Source organism: Pseudomonas sp. KT_2_4, assembly GCF_041410225.1.
Lineage (GTDB): Bacteria > Pseudomonadota > Gammaproteobacteria > Pseudomonadales > Pseudomonadaceae > Aquipseudomonas > Aquipseudomonas paracarnis.
In genome coordinates, this window is the sequence record NZ_CP166962.1 from 3,441,705 (window position 1) to 3,455,942 (window position 14,238).

General features: G+C 61.6%; 13 protein-coding genes and 1 pseudogene. 10 read left to right on the forward strand and 4 right to left on the reverse strand.

Annotated features, from left to right (window positions below; translation table 11 throughout):
- The first annotated feature begins 68 nt into the window (after positions 1–68).
- Genes AB9N64_RS16005 through AB9N64_RS16020 form a run of 4 tightly spaced genes read left to right on the forward strand, consistent with a single transcriptional unit; the run spans position 69 to position 4,574 of the window.
- The gene (locus AB9N64_RS16005) at positions 69–1,424 is read left to right on the forward strand and encodes a pitrilysin family protein (RefSeq protein ID WP_014720340.1); all 1,356 of its coding nucleotides are present in this window, start codon (positions 69–71) and stop codon (positions 1,422–1,424) included.
- Positions 1,417–2,907 (forward strand): M16 family metallopeptidase, encoded by a 1,491-nt coding sequence (locus AB9N64_RS16010; protein ID WP_371359518.1) that lies wholly within the window; start codon positions 1,417–1,419, stop codon positions 2,905–2,907. Before AB9N64_RS16005 ends, AB9N64_RS16010 begins: the two co-directional genes overlap by 8 nt.
- Entirely contained in the window at positions 2,907–3,524 is a 618-nt protein-coding gene (gene rsmD, locus AB9N64_RS16015; RefSeq protein WP_014720342.1) for a 16S rRNA (guanine(966)-N(2))-methyltransferase RsmD, read from the forward strand. The genes AB9N64_RS16010 and rsmD overlap by 1 nt, the downstream gene beginning before the upstream one ends.
- Positions 3,525–3,575: 51 nt before the next feature.
- Complete coding sequence (locus AB9N64_RS16020) at positions 3,576–4,574, forward strand: hydrolase (RefSeq protein ID WP_333959068.1); 999 nt, start codon at positions 3,576–3,578, stop codon at positions 4,572–4,574.
- Between the two features lie 116 nt (positions 4,575–4,690).
- Here AB9N64_RS16020 and AB9N64_RS16025 read toward each other — a convergent pair whose 3' ends face one another.
- Positions 4,691–5,545: a sulfurtransferase gene (locus AB9N64_RS16025; protein ID WP_014720344.1), complete on the reverse strand. Its 855-nt coding sequence runs from the start codon at positions 5,543–5,545 to the stop codon at positions 4,691–4,693.
- 33 nt (positions 5,546–5,578) lie between these two features.
- A pseudogene (locus AB9N64_RS16030) lies at positions 5,579–6,251 on the reverse strand (TetR/AcrR family transcriptional regulator).
- Between the two features lie 145 nt (positions 6,252–6,396).
- On the opposite strand from AB9N64_RS16030, the gene AB9N64_RS16035 reads away from it, so the two are divergent.
- The 5 genes from AB9N64_RS16035 to AB9N64_RS16055 all read left to right on the forward strand — a co-directional run bounded on the left by AB9N64_RS16035 (position 6,397) and on the right by AB9N64_RS16055 (position 10,985).
- Positions 6,397–7,824 (forward strand): coniferyl aldehyde dehydrogenase, encoded by a 1,428-nt coding sequence (locus AB9N64_RS16035; protein ID WP_371359519.1) that lies wholly within the window; start codon positions 6,397–6,399, stop codon positions 7,822–7,824.
- Positions 7,825–7,853: 29 nt separating this feature from the next.
- The gene (locus tag AB9N64_RS16040) at positions 7,854–8,399 is read left to right on the forward strand and encodes a hypothetical protein (protein WP_020301931.1); all 546 of its coding nucleotides are present in this window, start codon (positions 7,854–7,856) and stop codon (positions 8,397–8,399) included.
- A gap of 53 nt (positions 8,400–8,452) precedes the next feature.
- Complete coding sequence (locus tag AB9N64_RS16045; protein ID WP_198832950.1) at positions 8,453–10,048, forward strand: GMC family oxidoreductase; 1,596 nt, start codon at positions 8,453–8,455, stop codon at positions 10,046–10,048.
- 103 nt (positions 10,049–10,151) lie between these two features.
- A complete protein-coding gene (gene coaD, locus AB9N64_RS16050; protein ID WP_003195136.1) occupies positions 10,152–10,631 on the forward strand; it encodes a pantetheine-phosphate adenylyltransferase in 480 nt (159 codons plus the stop codon).
- 102 nt (positions 10,632–10,733) lie between these two features.
- Positions 10,734–10,985 (forward strand): YfhL family 4Fe-4S dicluster ferredoxin, encoded by a 252-nt coding sequence (locus tag AB9N64_RS16055; RefSeq protein WP_003195146.1) that lies wholly within the window; start codon positions 10,734–10,736, stop codon positions 10,983–10,985.
- A 123-nt stretch (positions 10,986–11,108) separates the two neighbouring features.
- On the opposite strand, the gene mutM is transcribed toward AB9N64_RS16055, so the two are convergent.
- Both mutM and AB9N64_RS16065 read right to left on the reverse strand, forming a co-directional pair.
- Complete coding sequence (gene mutM / locus AB9N64_RS16060; RefSeq protein ID WP_003195148.1) at positions 11,109–11,921, reverse strand: bifunctional DNA-formamidopyrimidine glycosylase/DNA-(apurinic or apyrimidinic site) lyase; 813 nt, start codon at positions 11,919–11,921, stop codon at positions 11,109–11,111.
- Between the two features lie 21 nt (positions 11,922–11,942).
- Entirely contained in the window at positions 11,943–12,755 is an 813-nt protein-coding gene (locus tag AB9N64_RS16065; protein WP_172832678.1) for an HDOD domain-containing protein, read from the reverse strand.
- Positions 12,756–13,032: 277 nt separating this feature from the next.
- Here AB9N64_RS16065 and AB9N64_RS16070 point away from each other — a divergent pair, with 277 nt between their 5' ends.
- Positions 13,033–14,229: a class I SAM-dependent rRNA methyltransferase gene (locus tag AB9N64_RS16070; RefSeq protein WP_005792302.1), complete on the forward strand. Its 1,197-nt coding sequence runs from the start codon at positions 13,033–13,035 to the stop codon at positions 14,227–14,229.
- Positions 14,230–14,238 lie beyond the last annotated feature (9 nt).

The window sequence follows — 14,238 nt, forward strand, 5'->3', positions numbered from 1 at the left end:
AGTATCCTAGCACCTCCTCGCCCGCCGACGCTAAGACCAAGCGGGCAGCCCAACAGGTTTAAAAACGAATGAATGCTCTAGCCCGCCGCGCCGCAGGCCTGCTGTTCAGCACAGTTTGTCTGCCTCTCTCAGCTTTGGCTGCCGATCCACAACCCACCCATGAATTCACCCTCGATAACGGCCTTAAAGTGGTCGTGCGCGAAGATCATCGCGCGCCGGTGGTGGTTTCCCAGGTCTGGTACAAGGTTGGCTCAAGCTACGAAACCCCGGGCCAGACCGGTTTGTCCCACGCCCTGGAACACATGATGTTCAAGGGCAGCGCCAAGGTCGGCCCCGGCGAAGCCTCGCTGATCCTGCGCGACCTGGGCGCCGAAGAAAATGCGTTCACCAGCGACGACTACACCGCGTATTACCAGGTATTGGCCCGTGACCGCCTGGGCGTAGCCTTTGAGCTGGAAGCCGACCGCATGGCCAGCCTGCGCCTGCCGGCCGACGAGTTCAGCCGTGAAATCGAGGTAATCAAAGAAGAACGCCGCCTGCGCACCGACGATAACCCCATGTCCAAGGCGTTCGAGCGCTTCAAGGCCATGGCGTTCCCGGCCAGTGGCTACCACACGCCGACCATTGGCTGGATGGCCGACCTGGACCGCATGAAGGTCGAGGAACTGCGCCACTGGTACCAATCCTGGTACGTGCCGAACAACGCCACCCTGGTGGTGGTCGGCGACGTGACCCCGGACGAGGTGAAAAACCTCGCCCAACGTTACTTCGGCCCGATCCCCAAGCGTGACGTGCCGCCGGCAAAAATCCCGATGGAACTGGCCGAGCCCGGCGAGCGCCTGCTGACCCTGCACGTGCAGACCCAACTTCCGAGTGTGATCCTGGGCTTCAACGTGCCCGGCCTGGCCACCGCTGAAGACAAACGTTCGGTGCAGGCCCTGCGCCTGATCTCGGCCCTGCTGGACGGCGGCTACAGTGCACGGATCTCCGAGCAACTGGAACGCGGTGAGGAACTGGTGTCCGCGGCTTCCACCAACTACGACGCCTACACCCGTGGCGACAGCCTGTTTACCCTCTCGGCCACGCCGAACCAGCAGAAGAAGAAAACCGTGGCCCAGGCCGAAGCCGGCCTGTGGCGCCTGCTCGATGAGTTGAAGGCCAAGCCGCCGACCGCCGAAGAACTGGAGCGCATCCGTGCCCAGGTGATTGCCGGCCTGGTGTACCAGCGTGATTCCATCACCAGCCAGGCCACGGCCATCGGCTCCCTGGAAACGGTCGGCCTGTCCTGGAAACTCATGGACACCGAGCTTGCCGACCTGCAAAGCGTGACCCCGGAAGACATCCAGAAGGCCGCACGCACTTATTTCACCCGCGAACGTCTGAGCGTCGCCCATGTTTTGCCTGAGGAGACCGCTCATGAGTGATCGCAAAAACAGCCGCCTGATCCTGCCCGGCCTGATCGCCGTCACCCTGATGGCGGCCAGCGCCGTTTACTTCTTGCGCCCCAGCGAGTCGGTCGCCAGCCAGGCCCTGGACAAGGCTCAAACGGCCAGCACCCTGCAATCCCTGGCGGAACTGGATGGCAAGGCACCGACCAACCGCAAGCTCGACGTACAAACCTGGACCACCACCGAAGGCGCCAAGGTGCTGTTCGTCGAAGCCCATGAACTGCCGATGTTCGACATGCGCCTGCTGTTCGCCGCCGGCAGCAGCCAGGATGGCGACGTGCCAGGCCTGGCACTGATGACCAACGCCATGCTCAACGAAGGCGTGCCGGGCAAGGATGTCAGCCAGATCGCCAGCGGGTTCGAAGGCCTGGGGGCCGACTTTGGCAACGGCGCCTACCGCGACATGGCGCTGGTGACCCTGCGCAGCCTGAGCGACAGCGCCAAGCGCGACGCCGCCCTGTCACTGTTCAACCAGGTGATCGGCCAGCCGACATTCCCGGCAGACTCGCTGGCACGCATCAAGAACCAGATCCTGGCCGGTTTCGAGTACCAGAAGCAGAACCCCGGCAAACTGGCGAGCATCGAGCTGTTCAAGCGCCTGTACGGCGACCACCCTTACGCCCACCCGAGCGAAGGCACCCCCGAGAGCGTGCCGAAGATTACCCTGGCGCAGTTGCAGGCGTTCCACGCCAAGGCATATGCGGCGGGTAACGCGGTGATTGCGGTGGTGGGCGACCTGACCCGCGCCGAAGCCGAAGCCATGACGGCCAAGGTGTCCGCCTCGCTGCCCAAGGGGCCGGCCATGGCCAAGATCGCCCAGCCGACCGAGCCAAAAGCCGGCCTGAGCCGTATCGAGTTCCCGTCCAAGCAAACCCACCTGCTGTTTGCGCAGTTGGGCATCGACCGTGCCGACCCGGATTACGCAGCCTTGTCCCTGGGTAACCAGATCCTCGGCGGCGGTGGCTTCGGCACTCGCTTGATGAGCGAAGTGCGTGAAAAGCGCGGCCTGACCTACGGCGTGTATTCCGGTTTCTCACCGATGCAGGTGCGCGGCCCGTTCATGATCAACCTGCAGACCCGCGCCGAAATGAGCGGTGGCACCTTGCGCCTGGTGGAGGACGTATTGGCTGACTACCTCAAGACCGGCCCGACGCAAAAGGAACTGGATGACGCCAAGCGCGAGCTGGCCGGCAGCTTCCCGCTGTCCACCGCCAGCAACGCCGATATCGTCGGGCAGTTGGGCGCCATGGGTTTCTACAACCTGCCGCTGAGCTATCTGGAAGATTTCATGAAACAATCCCAGGCCCTGACCGTCGATCAGGTCAAGGCTGCAATGAACAAACACTTGAGCGCCGACAAGATGGTCATCGTGACCGCCGGCCCGACGATTGCGCAAAAGCCACTACCGCCCCCCACTGATAGACCTGCCGAGCAGCCGCTCGGGGTTCCGGAGCATTAATGGCCAGTTCATCTCGCCCGAAAAAACCTGTCCACAACGTGCATAACGGTGTGGGCCAACTGCGCATCATTGGCGGTGAATGGGGCAGCCGCAAGCTGAGCTTCCCCGACGTTGTGGGCCTGCGCCCGACGCCTGATCGCGTGCGTGAAACCCTGTTCAACTGGCTCGCGCCGTACATAGGCGGGGCCAAAGTGCTGGACCCGTTCGCCGGCAGCGGCGCGCTGTTCCTGGAGGCGCTGTCCCGTGGCGCGGCCCAGGGCCAGGCGCTGGACGCCAGCAATGTGGCGGTGTCCAGCCTCAAGGAGCACCTGGGCACGCTGCGTTGCACCACCGGCCAGGTGCAGACGGCCGACGCGCTGCGCTACCTGGAAACCCAGGCGGCGACTGAATACGATGTAGTGTTCCTCGACCCACCGTTCAACCAGAACCTGCTACCGGCCGTCTGCACTCTGCTGGAAGAACGCCAGTGGCTGGCACCGGATGCCTGGATCTACACTGAGAGCGAGACCGCGCCCTCCACGCTCGGCCTGCCAAGTGGCTGGCGCCTGCACCGGGAGCAGAAGTCCGGGCGGGTGTATTACGCGTTGTGGCATCGTTTGGTCGAAAACGCCGCTTAACCTGTGGCTGGGGAGCTTGCCACGGCGAGCTCACTGGCTACCGAGAGTTTCATGACCCCCTCTTCCGATTTATTCAAACCCGCCTTCGGCCTCGGCAACCCCCACTTGCAGACACTGTGGGGGCCGCTGTGGCGGCCGACCACCCACATCGAGCGTCAGCGTGAGCGCCTGTGGCTGGAGGATGGCGACTTCCTCGATCTCGACTGGCATGGCCCCCATGACGTGCAAGCGCCCTTGGTGCTGGTGCTGCATGGGCTGACCGGTTCGTCCAATTCACCCTATGTGGCCGGCCTGCAAAAAGTCCTCGCGACCCAAGGCTGGGCCAGTGCCGCGTTGAACTGGCGCGGCTGCTCGGGCGAGCCCAACCTGCTGGCTCGTAGTTATCACTCCGGCGCCAGCGAAGACCTGGCGGCGGCGATTGCTCATCTGCGCGCCAAGCGGCCGTTGGCGCCCTTGTATGCGGTGGGTTATTCCCTGGGTGGCAATGTGTTGCTCAAGCATCTGGGGGAAACCGGCAAGGCCTCGGGTCTGCAGGGCGCGGCGGCGGTATCGGTGCCGTTTCGCCTGGATCAATGCGCCGATCGCATCGGCCTGGGGTTCTCGCGGGTGTATCAGAAGCACTTCATGCGCGAGATGCTGGCGTACATCCGCGTCAAGCAACGCCAGTTCCTGCAGGACGGTCGTGAGGATGGGCTCAAAACCCTGGAGGCCCTTGGTTCCCTGGAAAAGATGCGCACATTCTGGGACTTCGACGGGCGGGTAACCGCGCCGCTGCATGGTTTCTTGAGTGCCGAGGATTACTATCGCCGCGCCTCCAGTCGCTATTACCTGGGCGGTATCCGCACGCCGACGCTGATTATCCAGGCGGCTGATGATCCGTTTGTGTTTGCGCACAGCTTGCCTGACTCCAGTGAGCTGTCGGCCTGCACCGAGTTCGAGTTGCTGGCCAAGGGCGGGCATGTGGGGTTTGTGGAGGGTTCGCTGAAGCGTCCTGGTTACTATTTGGAGCGCCGGATCCCGCAATGGCTCCAGACCCAATACGGTCAATAGTGTGGGAGCTGGCTTGCCTGCGATAGCGGTGGGCCAGCCAACGTTGAGGTGGCTGACACTCTGCTATCGCAGGCAAGCCAGCTCCCACACTTTGATGAAGTGCTCACACCTATCGTTTAATCGCCCTGCGCAATTTCCCGGGCTGGATCGGTAATCCACTCACTCCACGACCCCGCATACAACTTGCCCAACGGGTACCCCGCCAGGCTCAACGCAAACAGGTTATGGCACGCCGTCACCCCAGACCCGCAATACGCCACCAGCTCCTGAGCCGGGCGCCCTTGCAACTGCGCGGCAAAGCGTTGCTTGAGCTGATCAGCCGGCAAGAAACGACCATCACTGCCCAGGTTTTCACTGAACGCCGCACATTGCGCACCAGGGATATGCCCGGCAATCGGATCGATGGGCTCCACTTCGCCACGAAAGCGCGGCTGGGCGCGGGCGTCGATCAAGGTCAGGCCAGGTTGGCCCAGGCGTTTTTGCAGGTGTTCGGCATCCAGCAACAGACGATTATCCGGCGTACCGTCGAAGGTACCTGGCGCAACCACAGGCGCGTCCAGGCTCAAGGGGAAACCGGCGGCATGCCAGGCCTTGAGGCCACCATCCAGAATAAACACGCCATCACGCTTGCCCAGCCAGGCCAGCAGCCACCAGGCACGGGCGGCGTAGGCACCGGGGCCGTCGTCATACAGCACGACATCGGTGTCGGCACTGATGCCCCAGGCCCGCAGTTGCCTGGCGAACGTGTCCGCCGCCGGCAAAGGATGACGACCGGTCACGCCCTTGGTCACCGGGCCGCTCAGGTGGCGCTCAAGGTCGGCGTATTGCGCGCCCTCGATATGCCCTTCGGCGTAACTGCACAAGCCGTAGTCCGGGTCTTCCAGGGCAAAGCGGCAATCCAGGATCACCCACCCGCTCGACTGTTGGCGCTCGGCCAATTGCGGGGGGCTGATCAGTTGGGCAAGCGGCATGACTGACTCCTGTGCATACAAAGGGGAAAGGTCTTACTTCACTTCTTCCAGTGCCTGATTCAACGGCACGTAAAACTCTTTGAACAAGGCGTCCACCGCCTCTTTGGCCTGTGGCGTGACAAACCCCGCCTCCAGCACCAGCACCTGATAGACCCCACGCTTGATCGCCTCGGCGCTCAGGTGGGTGGATTTTTCATTGGTGGTACACAAAAAGCGCACCCACGAGGTGAGGATGATCCACGCATTCAGGGTCAGGGCTTCTGTTTGCACCGGGTCCATATTGAGAATGCCGGCATCGACAAAGCCCTGGTAGATCGCGCCGCCCTGGATCAGGCAACGCTGGGAAAAAACGCCGGTAGCCGGTCGCCAGTTCCGGGTCGCTCTCCAGCAGGTGTTCGAGGTCGCGATGCAGGAAGCGATAACGCCACATGCCGGCCAATACGGCTTGCAGGTAAAAGCGTTTATCCTCCACCACCATCGTGCGTCCCTGGGGTGGGCGCAGGAAACTGTCTACCAACGCTTCATATTCGCGGAACAGCACGGCGATGATCGCCTGCTTGTTAGGGAAGTGGTAGTACAGGTTGCCCGGGGAAATTTCCATGTGGGCGGCAATGTGGTTGGTACTGACACTGCGCTCGCCCTGCTGGTTAAAAAGCTCCAGGCTGGTTTGCACAATGCGCTCGCTGGTCTTTACTCGTGGTGCCATAGGGGATCAGCTTCTATACACGGGATGGGGCATCTTACGGCCTAACCCGGCCAGGATAAATCTGGATGTTACTGCAATGTTATTTGACAATTTAGAGCAATGACTCTAAAAATCCAGGCAGACCAATAACAATCGGTGCCGCGCCATGTCTGCCAACGTTGCCTACCTGCAAGATTCCCAGGCGCTGGATCAACTCCAGGACCTGTTCGACGCCCAACGCCGCGCCTATGCCGCCAACCCGATGCCGCCGGCCGGGCAGCGCCAGCAATGGCTCAAGGCTCTGCGGGATCTGTTGAGCGACGAACGCCAGGCGCTGATCAATGCGATCAGCCAGGATTTCAGCCATCGCAGCGCCGACGAAACCCTTTTTGCCGAATTGATGCCTAGCCTGCATGGCATTCACTACGCGAGCAAACACCTCAAGGGCTGGATGAAACCTTCCCGCCGCGCTGTAGGCATTGCCTTCCAGCCCGCCTCAGCCAAAGTCATTTACCAGCCACTGGGCGTCGTCGGCGTCATCGTGCCGTGGAACTACCCGCTATACCTGGCCATCGGCCCACTGGTTGGGGCATTGGCTGCCGGTAACCGAGTGATGCTCAAGCTCAGCGAGTCCACGCCGGCCACCGGTGAGCTGCTCAAGGCGTTGCTGGCCAAGATCTTCCCCGAGGACCTGGTGTGCGTCGTGCTGGGCGAAGCTGACGTGGGCATGGCGTTTTCCAAGTTGCGCTTCGATCACCTGCTGTTCACCGGCGCTACCAGCATAGGCAAGCACGTGATGCGTGCGGCGGCCGAAAACCTCACGCCGGTGACTCTGGAGCTAGGCGGCAAATCGCCAGCCATTGTCTCGGCCGATGTGCCACTCAAGGACGCCGCCGAACGCATCGCCTTCGGCAAAACCTTGAACGCCGGGCAAACCTGCGTGGCGCCAGATTATGTGCTAGTACCCGAAGATCGCGTGGAAGGCTTTGTCGAGGCCTATTCCAAAGCCGTGCGCGGGTTTTATCCGACGCTGGTCGACAACCCGGACTACACCGCCATCATCAACGAGCGCCAACTGGCCCGGCTCAATGCCTACGCCAAGGACGCCACCGACAAAGGCGCCACTTTGATCCCACTGTACGAGCAGGGCCAGGCGCGGCGAATGGTCCACAGCCTGCTGTTGAATGTCAGCGACGACATGACCGTGATGCAGGACGAAATCTTCGGCCCGCTCCTGCCCATCGTGCCGTATCGCGGCCTTGACCAAGCCTTTGCCTACATCAACCAGCGACCTCGCCCACTGGCCTTGTATTACTTCGGCTACAACAAAGGCGAACAAGCGCGGGTGCTCCACGAAACCCACTCCGGTGGCGTGTGCCTGAACGATACCTTGCTGCACGTCGCTCAGGACGATATGCCGTTCGGTGGCATCGGCCCGTCAGGCATGGGCCATTACCACGGTCACGAAGGTTTCCTGACGTTCAGCAAGGCCAAGGGTGTGCTGGTCAAACAGCGCCTGAACGCAGCGAAGTTGATCTACCCGCCTTATGGCAAGTCGATCCAGAAGCTGATCCAGAAGCTGTTTATCCGCTGATAACCGCCACCTTCGGGACTATAAAAACAATGAACCCCAGCCTGACTGATTCACCCGCGCTGTCACGGCGCGGCGTCTTGAAAATCGGCCTGTGTGCCAGCGCCTTCCTCGCCACCGCCGGGTTGGGCGCCAGCCTCAGCGGTTGCTCCAGCAGTACGCCGGCCAGCGGCTTTGCGATGTTGCGCACCAGCGACTTGCCATTCTTGCGGGCGGTAATCCCGGTGCTGCTGGAAGGCGCGGCCAGTGCTGAACAAGTGCTTGCCGGTATTGAGGGCACCCTGAAAAAGCTCGATTACAGCCTGCAGCACTTGTCCCCCGAGATGTTCAAGCTCACCCAGCAATTATTCGACGTACTGGGCATGGGCATTACCCGCGGCCCGCTGACCGGTATCTGGGGCAGTTGGGAAAACGCCAGCAGCGAACAGATCCGCAATTTTCTGCACCGCTGGGAAAACAGTTACCTGAACCTTTTGCGCATGGGCCAGGGCTCGTTGCTCAAGCTAGTGATCATGGCCTGGTACTTCCGGCCCGAGTCCTGGGCCCATTGCGGCTACCCCGGCCCGCCCAAGATCTAGCCTGGGCCATCCCCCAAGATTGCATCTTCCTACAAGAATAAGAGAGCACACCTATGCCCGTACCCGATCTGTTCCGCGACGGCCTGGCCCGTGGCTGGAAAACCCACAATGGCGCCGCCCTGGATAACGACCTGACCCTGGAAGCGGATGTCGCCATCATCGGCAGCGGCGCCGGGGGCGGTACCACGGCTGAAATCCTCAGCGCCGCCGGCTACAAAGTGTTGCTGATCGAAGAAGGCCCGCTCAAGACCAGTAGTGATTTCAAACTGCTGGAAGACGAAGCCTACGCCAGCCTTTACCAGGAAGGCATCGGGCGGATGAGTAAGGACGGCGCTATCACCATCCTGCAGGGCCGGGCTGTGGGCGGTACCACCTTGATCAACTGGACCTCCAGCTTTCGCACCCCTGACGCTACCCTCGCGCATTGGGCCAGCGAATATGCGGTCAAAGGCCACAGCAGCGCCGAAATGGCGCCCTGGTTCGAAAAAATGGAGCAGCGCCTGGGCATCGCGCCGTGGGCGCTGCCGCCGAATGCCAACAACGATGTGATCCGCAAAGGCTGCGAAAAGCTCGGCTACAGCTGGCATGTGATCCCGCGCAATGTGCGCGGTTGCTTCAACCTGGGGTATTGCGGCATGGGCTGCCCGGTCAACGCCAAGCAGTCAATGCTGGTGACCACCATCCCGTCCACTCTGGAAAAAGGTGGCGAACTGCTTTACCTGGCCCGCGCCGAACGGCTGAAATACAGCGGCGACACCATCAGCAGCCTCGAATGCGTGGCCATGGACGAACGCTGCGTAGCGCCCACCGGGCGCAAGATCAGCGTGAAAGCCAAGCACTATGTGCTGGCGGGCGGCGGCATCAACAGCCCGGCCCTGATGATGCGCTCCGACGCGCCCGACCCACACTCGCGGCTGGGCAAGCGCACCTTCCTGCACCTGGTCAACTTCTCCGCCGGGCTGTTCGACGAGGTGATCAACCCCTTCTACGGTGCGCCGCAATCCATCTACTCCGACCACTTCCAATGGCAGGACGGCACTACCGGCAAAATGTCCTACAAACTGGAAGCACCGCCCCTGCATCCAGGCCTGGCGAGCACCCTGTTTGGTGGCTATGGCAACCAGAACGCCCTGGACATGAACCAATTACCCCACACACACGCCATGCTCGCCCTGCTGCGCGACGGCTTTCACCCCGACAGCCCAGGCGGCACGGTGGAGTTACGCGGTGACGGCACCCCAGTGCTCGACTATCAGGTCTCGCCCTACGCCTGGGACGGCCTGCGCCGGGCCTTCCACAGCATGGCCGAGATTCAGTTCGCGGCGGGGGCCAAATCGGTCAAGCCCCTGCATCACGACGCGCGCTTTGTGAACAACTTGGCCGAAGCCCGCAGCGTGATCGACGGTCTGAACCTGGAACTGCATCGCACCACCCTGGGCAGCGCTCACGTGATGGGCGGTTGCGCCATGGGTGAAGACCCAAAAAATGCCGTTGCCGACAGCCTGGGTCGCCATCATCAGTTGCGCAACCTGTCGATCCACGATGGCTCGCTGTTCCCCACCAGCATTGGCGCCAACCCGCAATTGTCGGTGTACGGACTGACCGCGCAACTGGCGAGCGCATTGGCCGAACGTCTGAAAACGGCATGAAAAGACAGGGTATTCACGGTATCTATCTACATAAGTCGACTTGGCCCACCGGTAATGCTGCGATACCATCCGGTTCCCCAACGGACTCCGCCAGGACGACGCGATGAACCGAGTGTTGTACCCAGGTACCTTCGACCCGATTACCAAAGGCCATGGCGATCTGGTCGAACGCGCCTCTCGCCTGTTCGACCATGTGATCATCGCGGTCGCGGCCAGCCCCAAGAAAAACCCGCTGTTTCCCCTGGAACAACGTGTGGAGCTGGCGCAAGAGGTCACCAAGCACCTGCCGAATGTGGAAGTAGTGGGCTTTTCGACATTGCTGGCGCATTTCGCCAAGGAGCAGAACGCCAATGTGTTCCTGCGTGGCCTGCGTGCGGTGTCGGACTTCGAATACGAATTCCAGCTGGCCAACATGAACCGCCAATTGGCGCCGGACGTGGAAAGCCTGTTCCTGACGCCGTCGGAGCGTTATTCGTTCATTTCCTCGACGTTGGTTCGTGAAATCGCCGCTTTGGGCGGAGATATCACCAAGTTCGTGCATCCAGCGGTGGCCGATGCGCTGACGCTGCGCTTCAAGAAGTAAGGCTGCTCGGTCGGTGCCTGCTCGCACTGCGGGCGTCAATGCGGCACAATTGCGCGCATTAGTTTTCAGATGCCTTGGCAGAGTGCCCTGGCAGGAGTTTCCATGTCCCTGATCATCACCGACGATTGCATCAACTGCGACGTCTGCGAACCCGAGTGCCCGAACGCCGCCATTTCCCAGGGCGAAGAGATCTACGTGATCGACCCTAACCTGTGCACCCAGTGCGTCGGTCACTACGACGAACCGCAGTGCCAGCAGGTATGCCCGGTGGATTGCATTCCGCTGGACGAGGCACACCCTGAGACGGAAGAGCAGTTGATGGAGAAGTACCGCAAGATTACCGGTAAGGCCTAAACCTCTTCATTGCCCCTAAGGGCCTCATCGCAGGCAAGCCAGCTCCCACACTTGGATATATGAATACATTCAAATGTGGGAGCTGGCTTGCCTGCGATAGCAATATCAGCCTTCACCCAGCAATCAGCTCTGACACCTGGGGCAAAACACACTCGCCCGCTGCCCCAGCACCACATTGCGCAGCTCAGTGCCGCAGACCTTGCATGCCTCGCCGCCCCGGCCATACACGAACAGTTCCTGCTGGAAATACCCCGGCTGCCCATCGCCGCCGATAAAGTCCCGCAACGTGGTGCCGCCCCGCTCGATGGCAGCAGCCAGCACCCGCTTGATTTCAATCGCCAGCTTCAGATAACGCCCGCGTGAAATACCCCCGGCGGCGCGGCGTGGGTCAATCCCAGCTGCAAACAGCGCCTCGGTCGCATAGATATTGCCCACGCCCACCACCACCGCGTTGTCCATGATGAACGGCTTCACCGCCATGGACTTACCGCGAGACAGCTGGAACAAGCGCTCGCCATCAAACAGGTCGGTCAACGGCTCCGGCCCCAGCCGCATCAGCAGCTCATGGTTGTGCGGGTCGAGGCTCCAGAGCATCGCACCGAAGCGCCGCGGGTCGGTGTAGCGCAGGGCCATGCCCGATTCCAGCTCGATATCCACGTGCTCATGCTTGGCCGCGGGCATGCCGACTTCCACCAGGCGCAAGTTGCCCGACATGCCCAGGTGGCTGATCAAGGTGCCCACTTCGGCATTGATCAACAGGTATTTGGCCCGGCGCTCCACCAGCACGATGCGCTGCCCTGACAGGCGCACATCCAGATCTTCCGGAATCGGCCAGCGCAGGCGCCGCTCACGCACCACCACGCGGCTGACGCGCTGGCCTTCCAGGTGCGGGGCAATGCCGCGTCGGGTGGTTTCGACTTCTGGTAACTCGGGCATATGTACCTCTTGAATGACGGGTCAGTGCGCGCCCAGTTCGCGGATCGACAACTTCAGGCTCTCGAAGTCGTAGTCCGACAGGCCCACGTAATCCAGCACCAGATGGCCGATGGCGTTCCACTCATGATCCACTGGCTGATTGCCCAGTACGCGATAGGACGAACAGATATGCTCGGCCATCTTCAAAATGGCCAGCAGGTTCTTGAGCTGTGGGTTGCGCGACGTCTCATCGCTGAAAATCGCCAGGGCGTTATGGTGATTGGCGATGGCGTCGGTGACATGCTCCGGCAGGCGCCAGGACTTGGCGGTGTAGTAGCCGACTACCGCATGGTTGGTGTGGAACGCTTTGTTTTCGGTGTCGACCACGCGGCAATCCGGGGCGGCATTGGCGTAGGCCTCTTCCAGCACCGCCATGTAATTGGGAAAGCGCTTGAGCATCAGCGGCACGCCACAATCATGGAACAGGCCCAAGGCATAGGCTTCGTCCACGGCCTGGGAACCGGTGCGCTTGGCCAGGGTGAGGCAGGTCATGGCCACATCCTGGGCGGTGTCCCAGAAGCGGTTGAGGGTGACGATGGTGTCGTCGCACATCTCACCCTTGATCGACTGCGCGTTGATCAAATTGATGATCGAACGGCTGCCCAGCAGGTTCACCGCACGCTGGATCGAAGCGATTTTGTTGCTCAGGCCGTAATACGGCGAATTGACGATCTTGAGCAGCGCGCCGGACAAGCCCGGGTCCTGGGAGATCAGCCGCGCAATCACTTCCAGGTCCGGATCGGGCATGTACTGCTCCATCTGCAAATCCACCATGATTTGCGGTTGAGGCGGCACGCTGATGCCTTGCAGGGCCTGTTGGATCTGCTCGGGGGAAAGCTCTTGGGACATAAGTACACACTCTGGGCTAGGCGCGAATTCTACCCCTTATGCCGATGTGGCCGACACCCAAAAACCCAAGTGAAACCCGATCGAATGTGGGAGCTGGCTTGCCTGCGATAGCATCACCACCGTACGTCTGATACACCGCGCCGCCCGCATCGCAGGCAAGCCAGCTCCCACATGAAAGAGTGCGCAAAGGGTATACTCCCGCTCTTTTTTCCGGAGCGACGTCATGTCCCTGCCAAGCCTGCGTCTCAAAGCCAACGCCGATCGTCGTTTGCGCAACGGCCACCTGTGGGTCTACAGCAACGAAATCGACGTGGCCGCCACCCCACTCCACGGCTTCCAGGCAGGCGACCAGGCTATCCTGGAAGCGGCCGGCGGCAAGACCCTGGGCATCGTGGCCATGAGCCCGAACAACCTGATCTGCGCCCGCCTGCTGTCGCGCGACATCAAGTTGCCGCTGGACAAGTCGCTGCTGGTGCACCGCCTCAACGTCGCGCTGTCCCTGCGTGACCGCCTGTTCGACAAGCCGTTCTACCGCCTGGTCTACGGTGATTCCGACCTGCTGCCGGGCCTGGTGGTCGACCGTTTCGGCGACATCCTGGTGGTACAGATCGCCTCGGCGACCATGGAAGCGCATAAAGAAGATGTGATCGCCGCGCTGACCCAAGTGCTCAAGCCCAGCGGCATCCTGTTCAAGAACGACTCCGCCGCGCGCGACGCCGAAGGCCTCAACCGCTACGTCGAAACCGTGTTCGGCCTGGTGCCGGAGTGGGTGGCGCTGGAAGAGAACGGCGTCAAGTTCGAAGCCCCGGTGATCCAGGGCCAGAAAACCGGCTGGTTCTACGACCACCGCATGAACCGCGCCCGCCTGGCCCCGTATGCCAAGGGCAAGCGTGTACTGGACCTGTACAGCTACATCGGCGGCTGGGGCGTGCAAGCTGCAGCCTTTGGCGCCAGTGAAGTGTTCTGCGTCGACGCTTCGGCCTTCGCCCTCGACGGCGTAGAGCGCAACGCCGCGCTGAACGGCTTTGCCGAGAAGATGACCTGCATCGAAGGCGACGTCTTTGAGGCGTTGAAAGAACTGAAAGCCAGCGAAGAGCGCTTCGACGTGATCGTCGCCGACCCACCGGCCTTCATCAAGCGCAAAAAAGACATGAAAAACGGCGAAGGCGCCTACCGCCGCCTCAACGAGCAAGCCATGCGCCTGCTCAGCAAAGACGGCATCCTCGTCAGCGCCTCGTGCTCCATGCACCTGCCGGAAGACGACCTGCAAAACATCCTGCTCACCAGCGCCCGCCATCTGGACCGCAACATCCAGATGCTCGAACGCGGCGGCCAAGGCCCGGACCACCCGGTGCACCCGGCGATTGTCGAGACGCGCTACATCAAGAGCATTACCTGCCGGTTGCTACCCAATAGCTGATGCTTTTCC

What these genes read in the sequence shown, in the direction of transcription:
- AB9N64_RS16005 (WP_014720340.1), top strand. Translation starts at nt 69, where the DNA reads ATGAATGCTCTAGCCCGCCGCGCCGCAGGCCTGCTGTTCAGCACAGTT.
- AB9N64_RS16010 (WP_371359518.1), top strand. Translation starts at nt 1,417, where the DNA reads ATGAGTGATCGCAAAAACAGCCGCCTGATCCTGCCCGGCCTGATCGCC.
- rsmD (WP_014720342.1), top strand. Translation starts at nt 2,907, where the DNA reads ATGGCCAGTTCATCTCGCCCGAAAAAACCTGTCCACAACGTGCATAAC.
- AB9N64_RS16020 (WP_333959068.1), top strand. Translation starts at nt 3,576, where the DNA reads ATGACCCCCTCTTCCGATTTATTCAAACCCGCCTTCGGCCTCGGCAAC.
- AB9N64_RS16025 (WP_014720344.1), bottom strand. Translation starts at nt 5,545, where the DNA reads ATGCCGCTTGCCCAACTGATCAGCCCCCCGCAATTGGCCGAGCGCCAA.
- AB9N64_RS16035 (WP_371359519.1), top strand. Translation starts at nt 6,397, where the DNA reads ATGTCTGCCAACGTTGCCTACCTGCAAGATTCCCAGGCGCTGGATCAA.
- AB9N64_RS16040 (WP_020301931.1), top strand. Translation starts at nt 7,854, where the DNA reads ATGAACCCCAGCCTGACTGATTCACCCGCGCTGTCACGGCGCGGCGTC.
- AB9N64_RS16045 (WP_198832950.1), top strand. Translation starts at nt 8,453, where the DNA reads ATGCCCGTACCCGATCTGTTCCGCGACGGCCTGGCCCGTGGCTGGAAA.
- coaD (WP_003195136.1), top strand. Translation starts at nt 10,152, where the DNA reads ATGAACCGAGTGTTGTACCCAGGTACCTTCGACCCGATTACCAAAGGC.
- AB9N64_RS16055 (WP_003195146.1), top strand. Translation starts at nt 10,734, where the DNA reads ATGTCCCTGATCATCACCGACGATTGCATCAACTGCGACGTCTGCGAA.
- mutM (WP_003195148.1), bottom strand. Translation starts at nt 11,921, where the DNA reads ATGCCCGAGTTACCAGAAGTCGAAACCACCCGACGCGGCATTGCCCCG.
- AB9N64_RS16070 (WP_005792302.1), top strand. Translation starts at nt 13,033, where the DNA reads ATGTCCCTGCCAAGCCTGCGTCTCAAAGCCAACGCCGATCGTCGTTTG.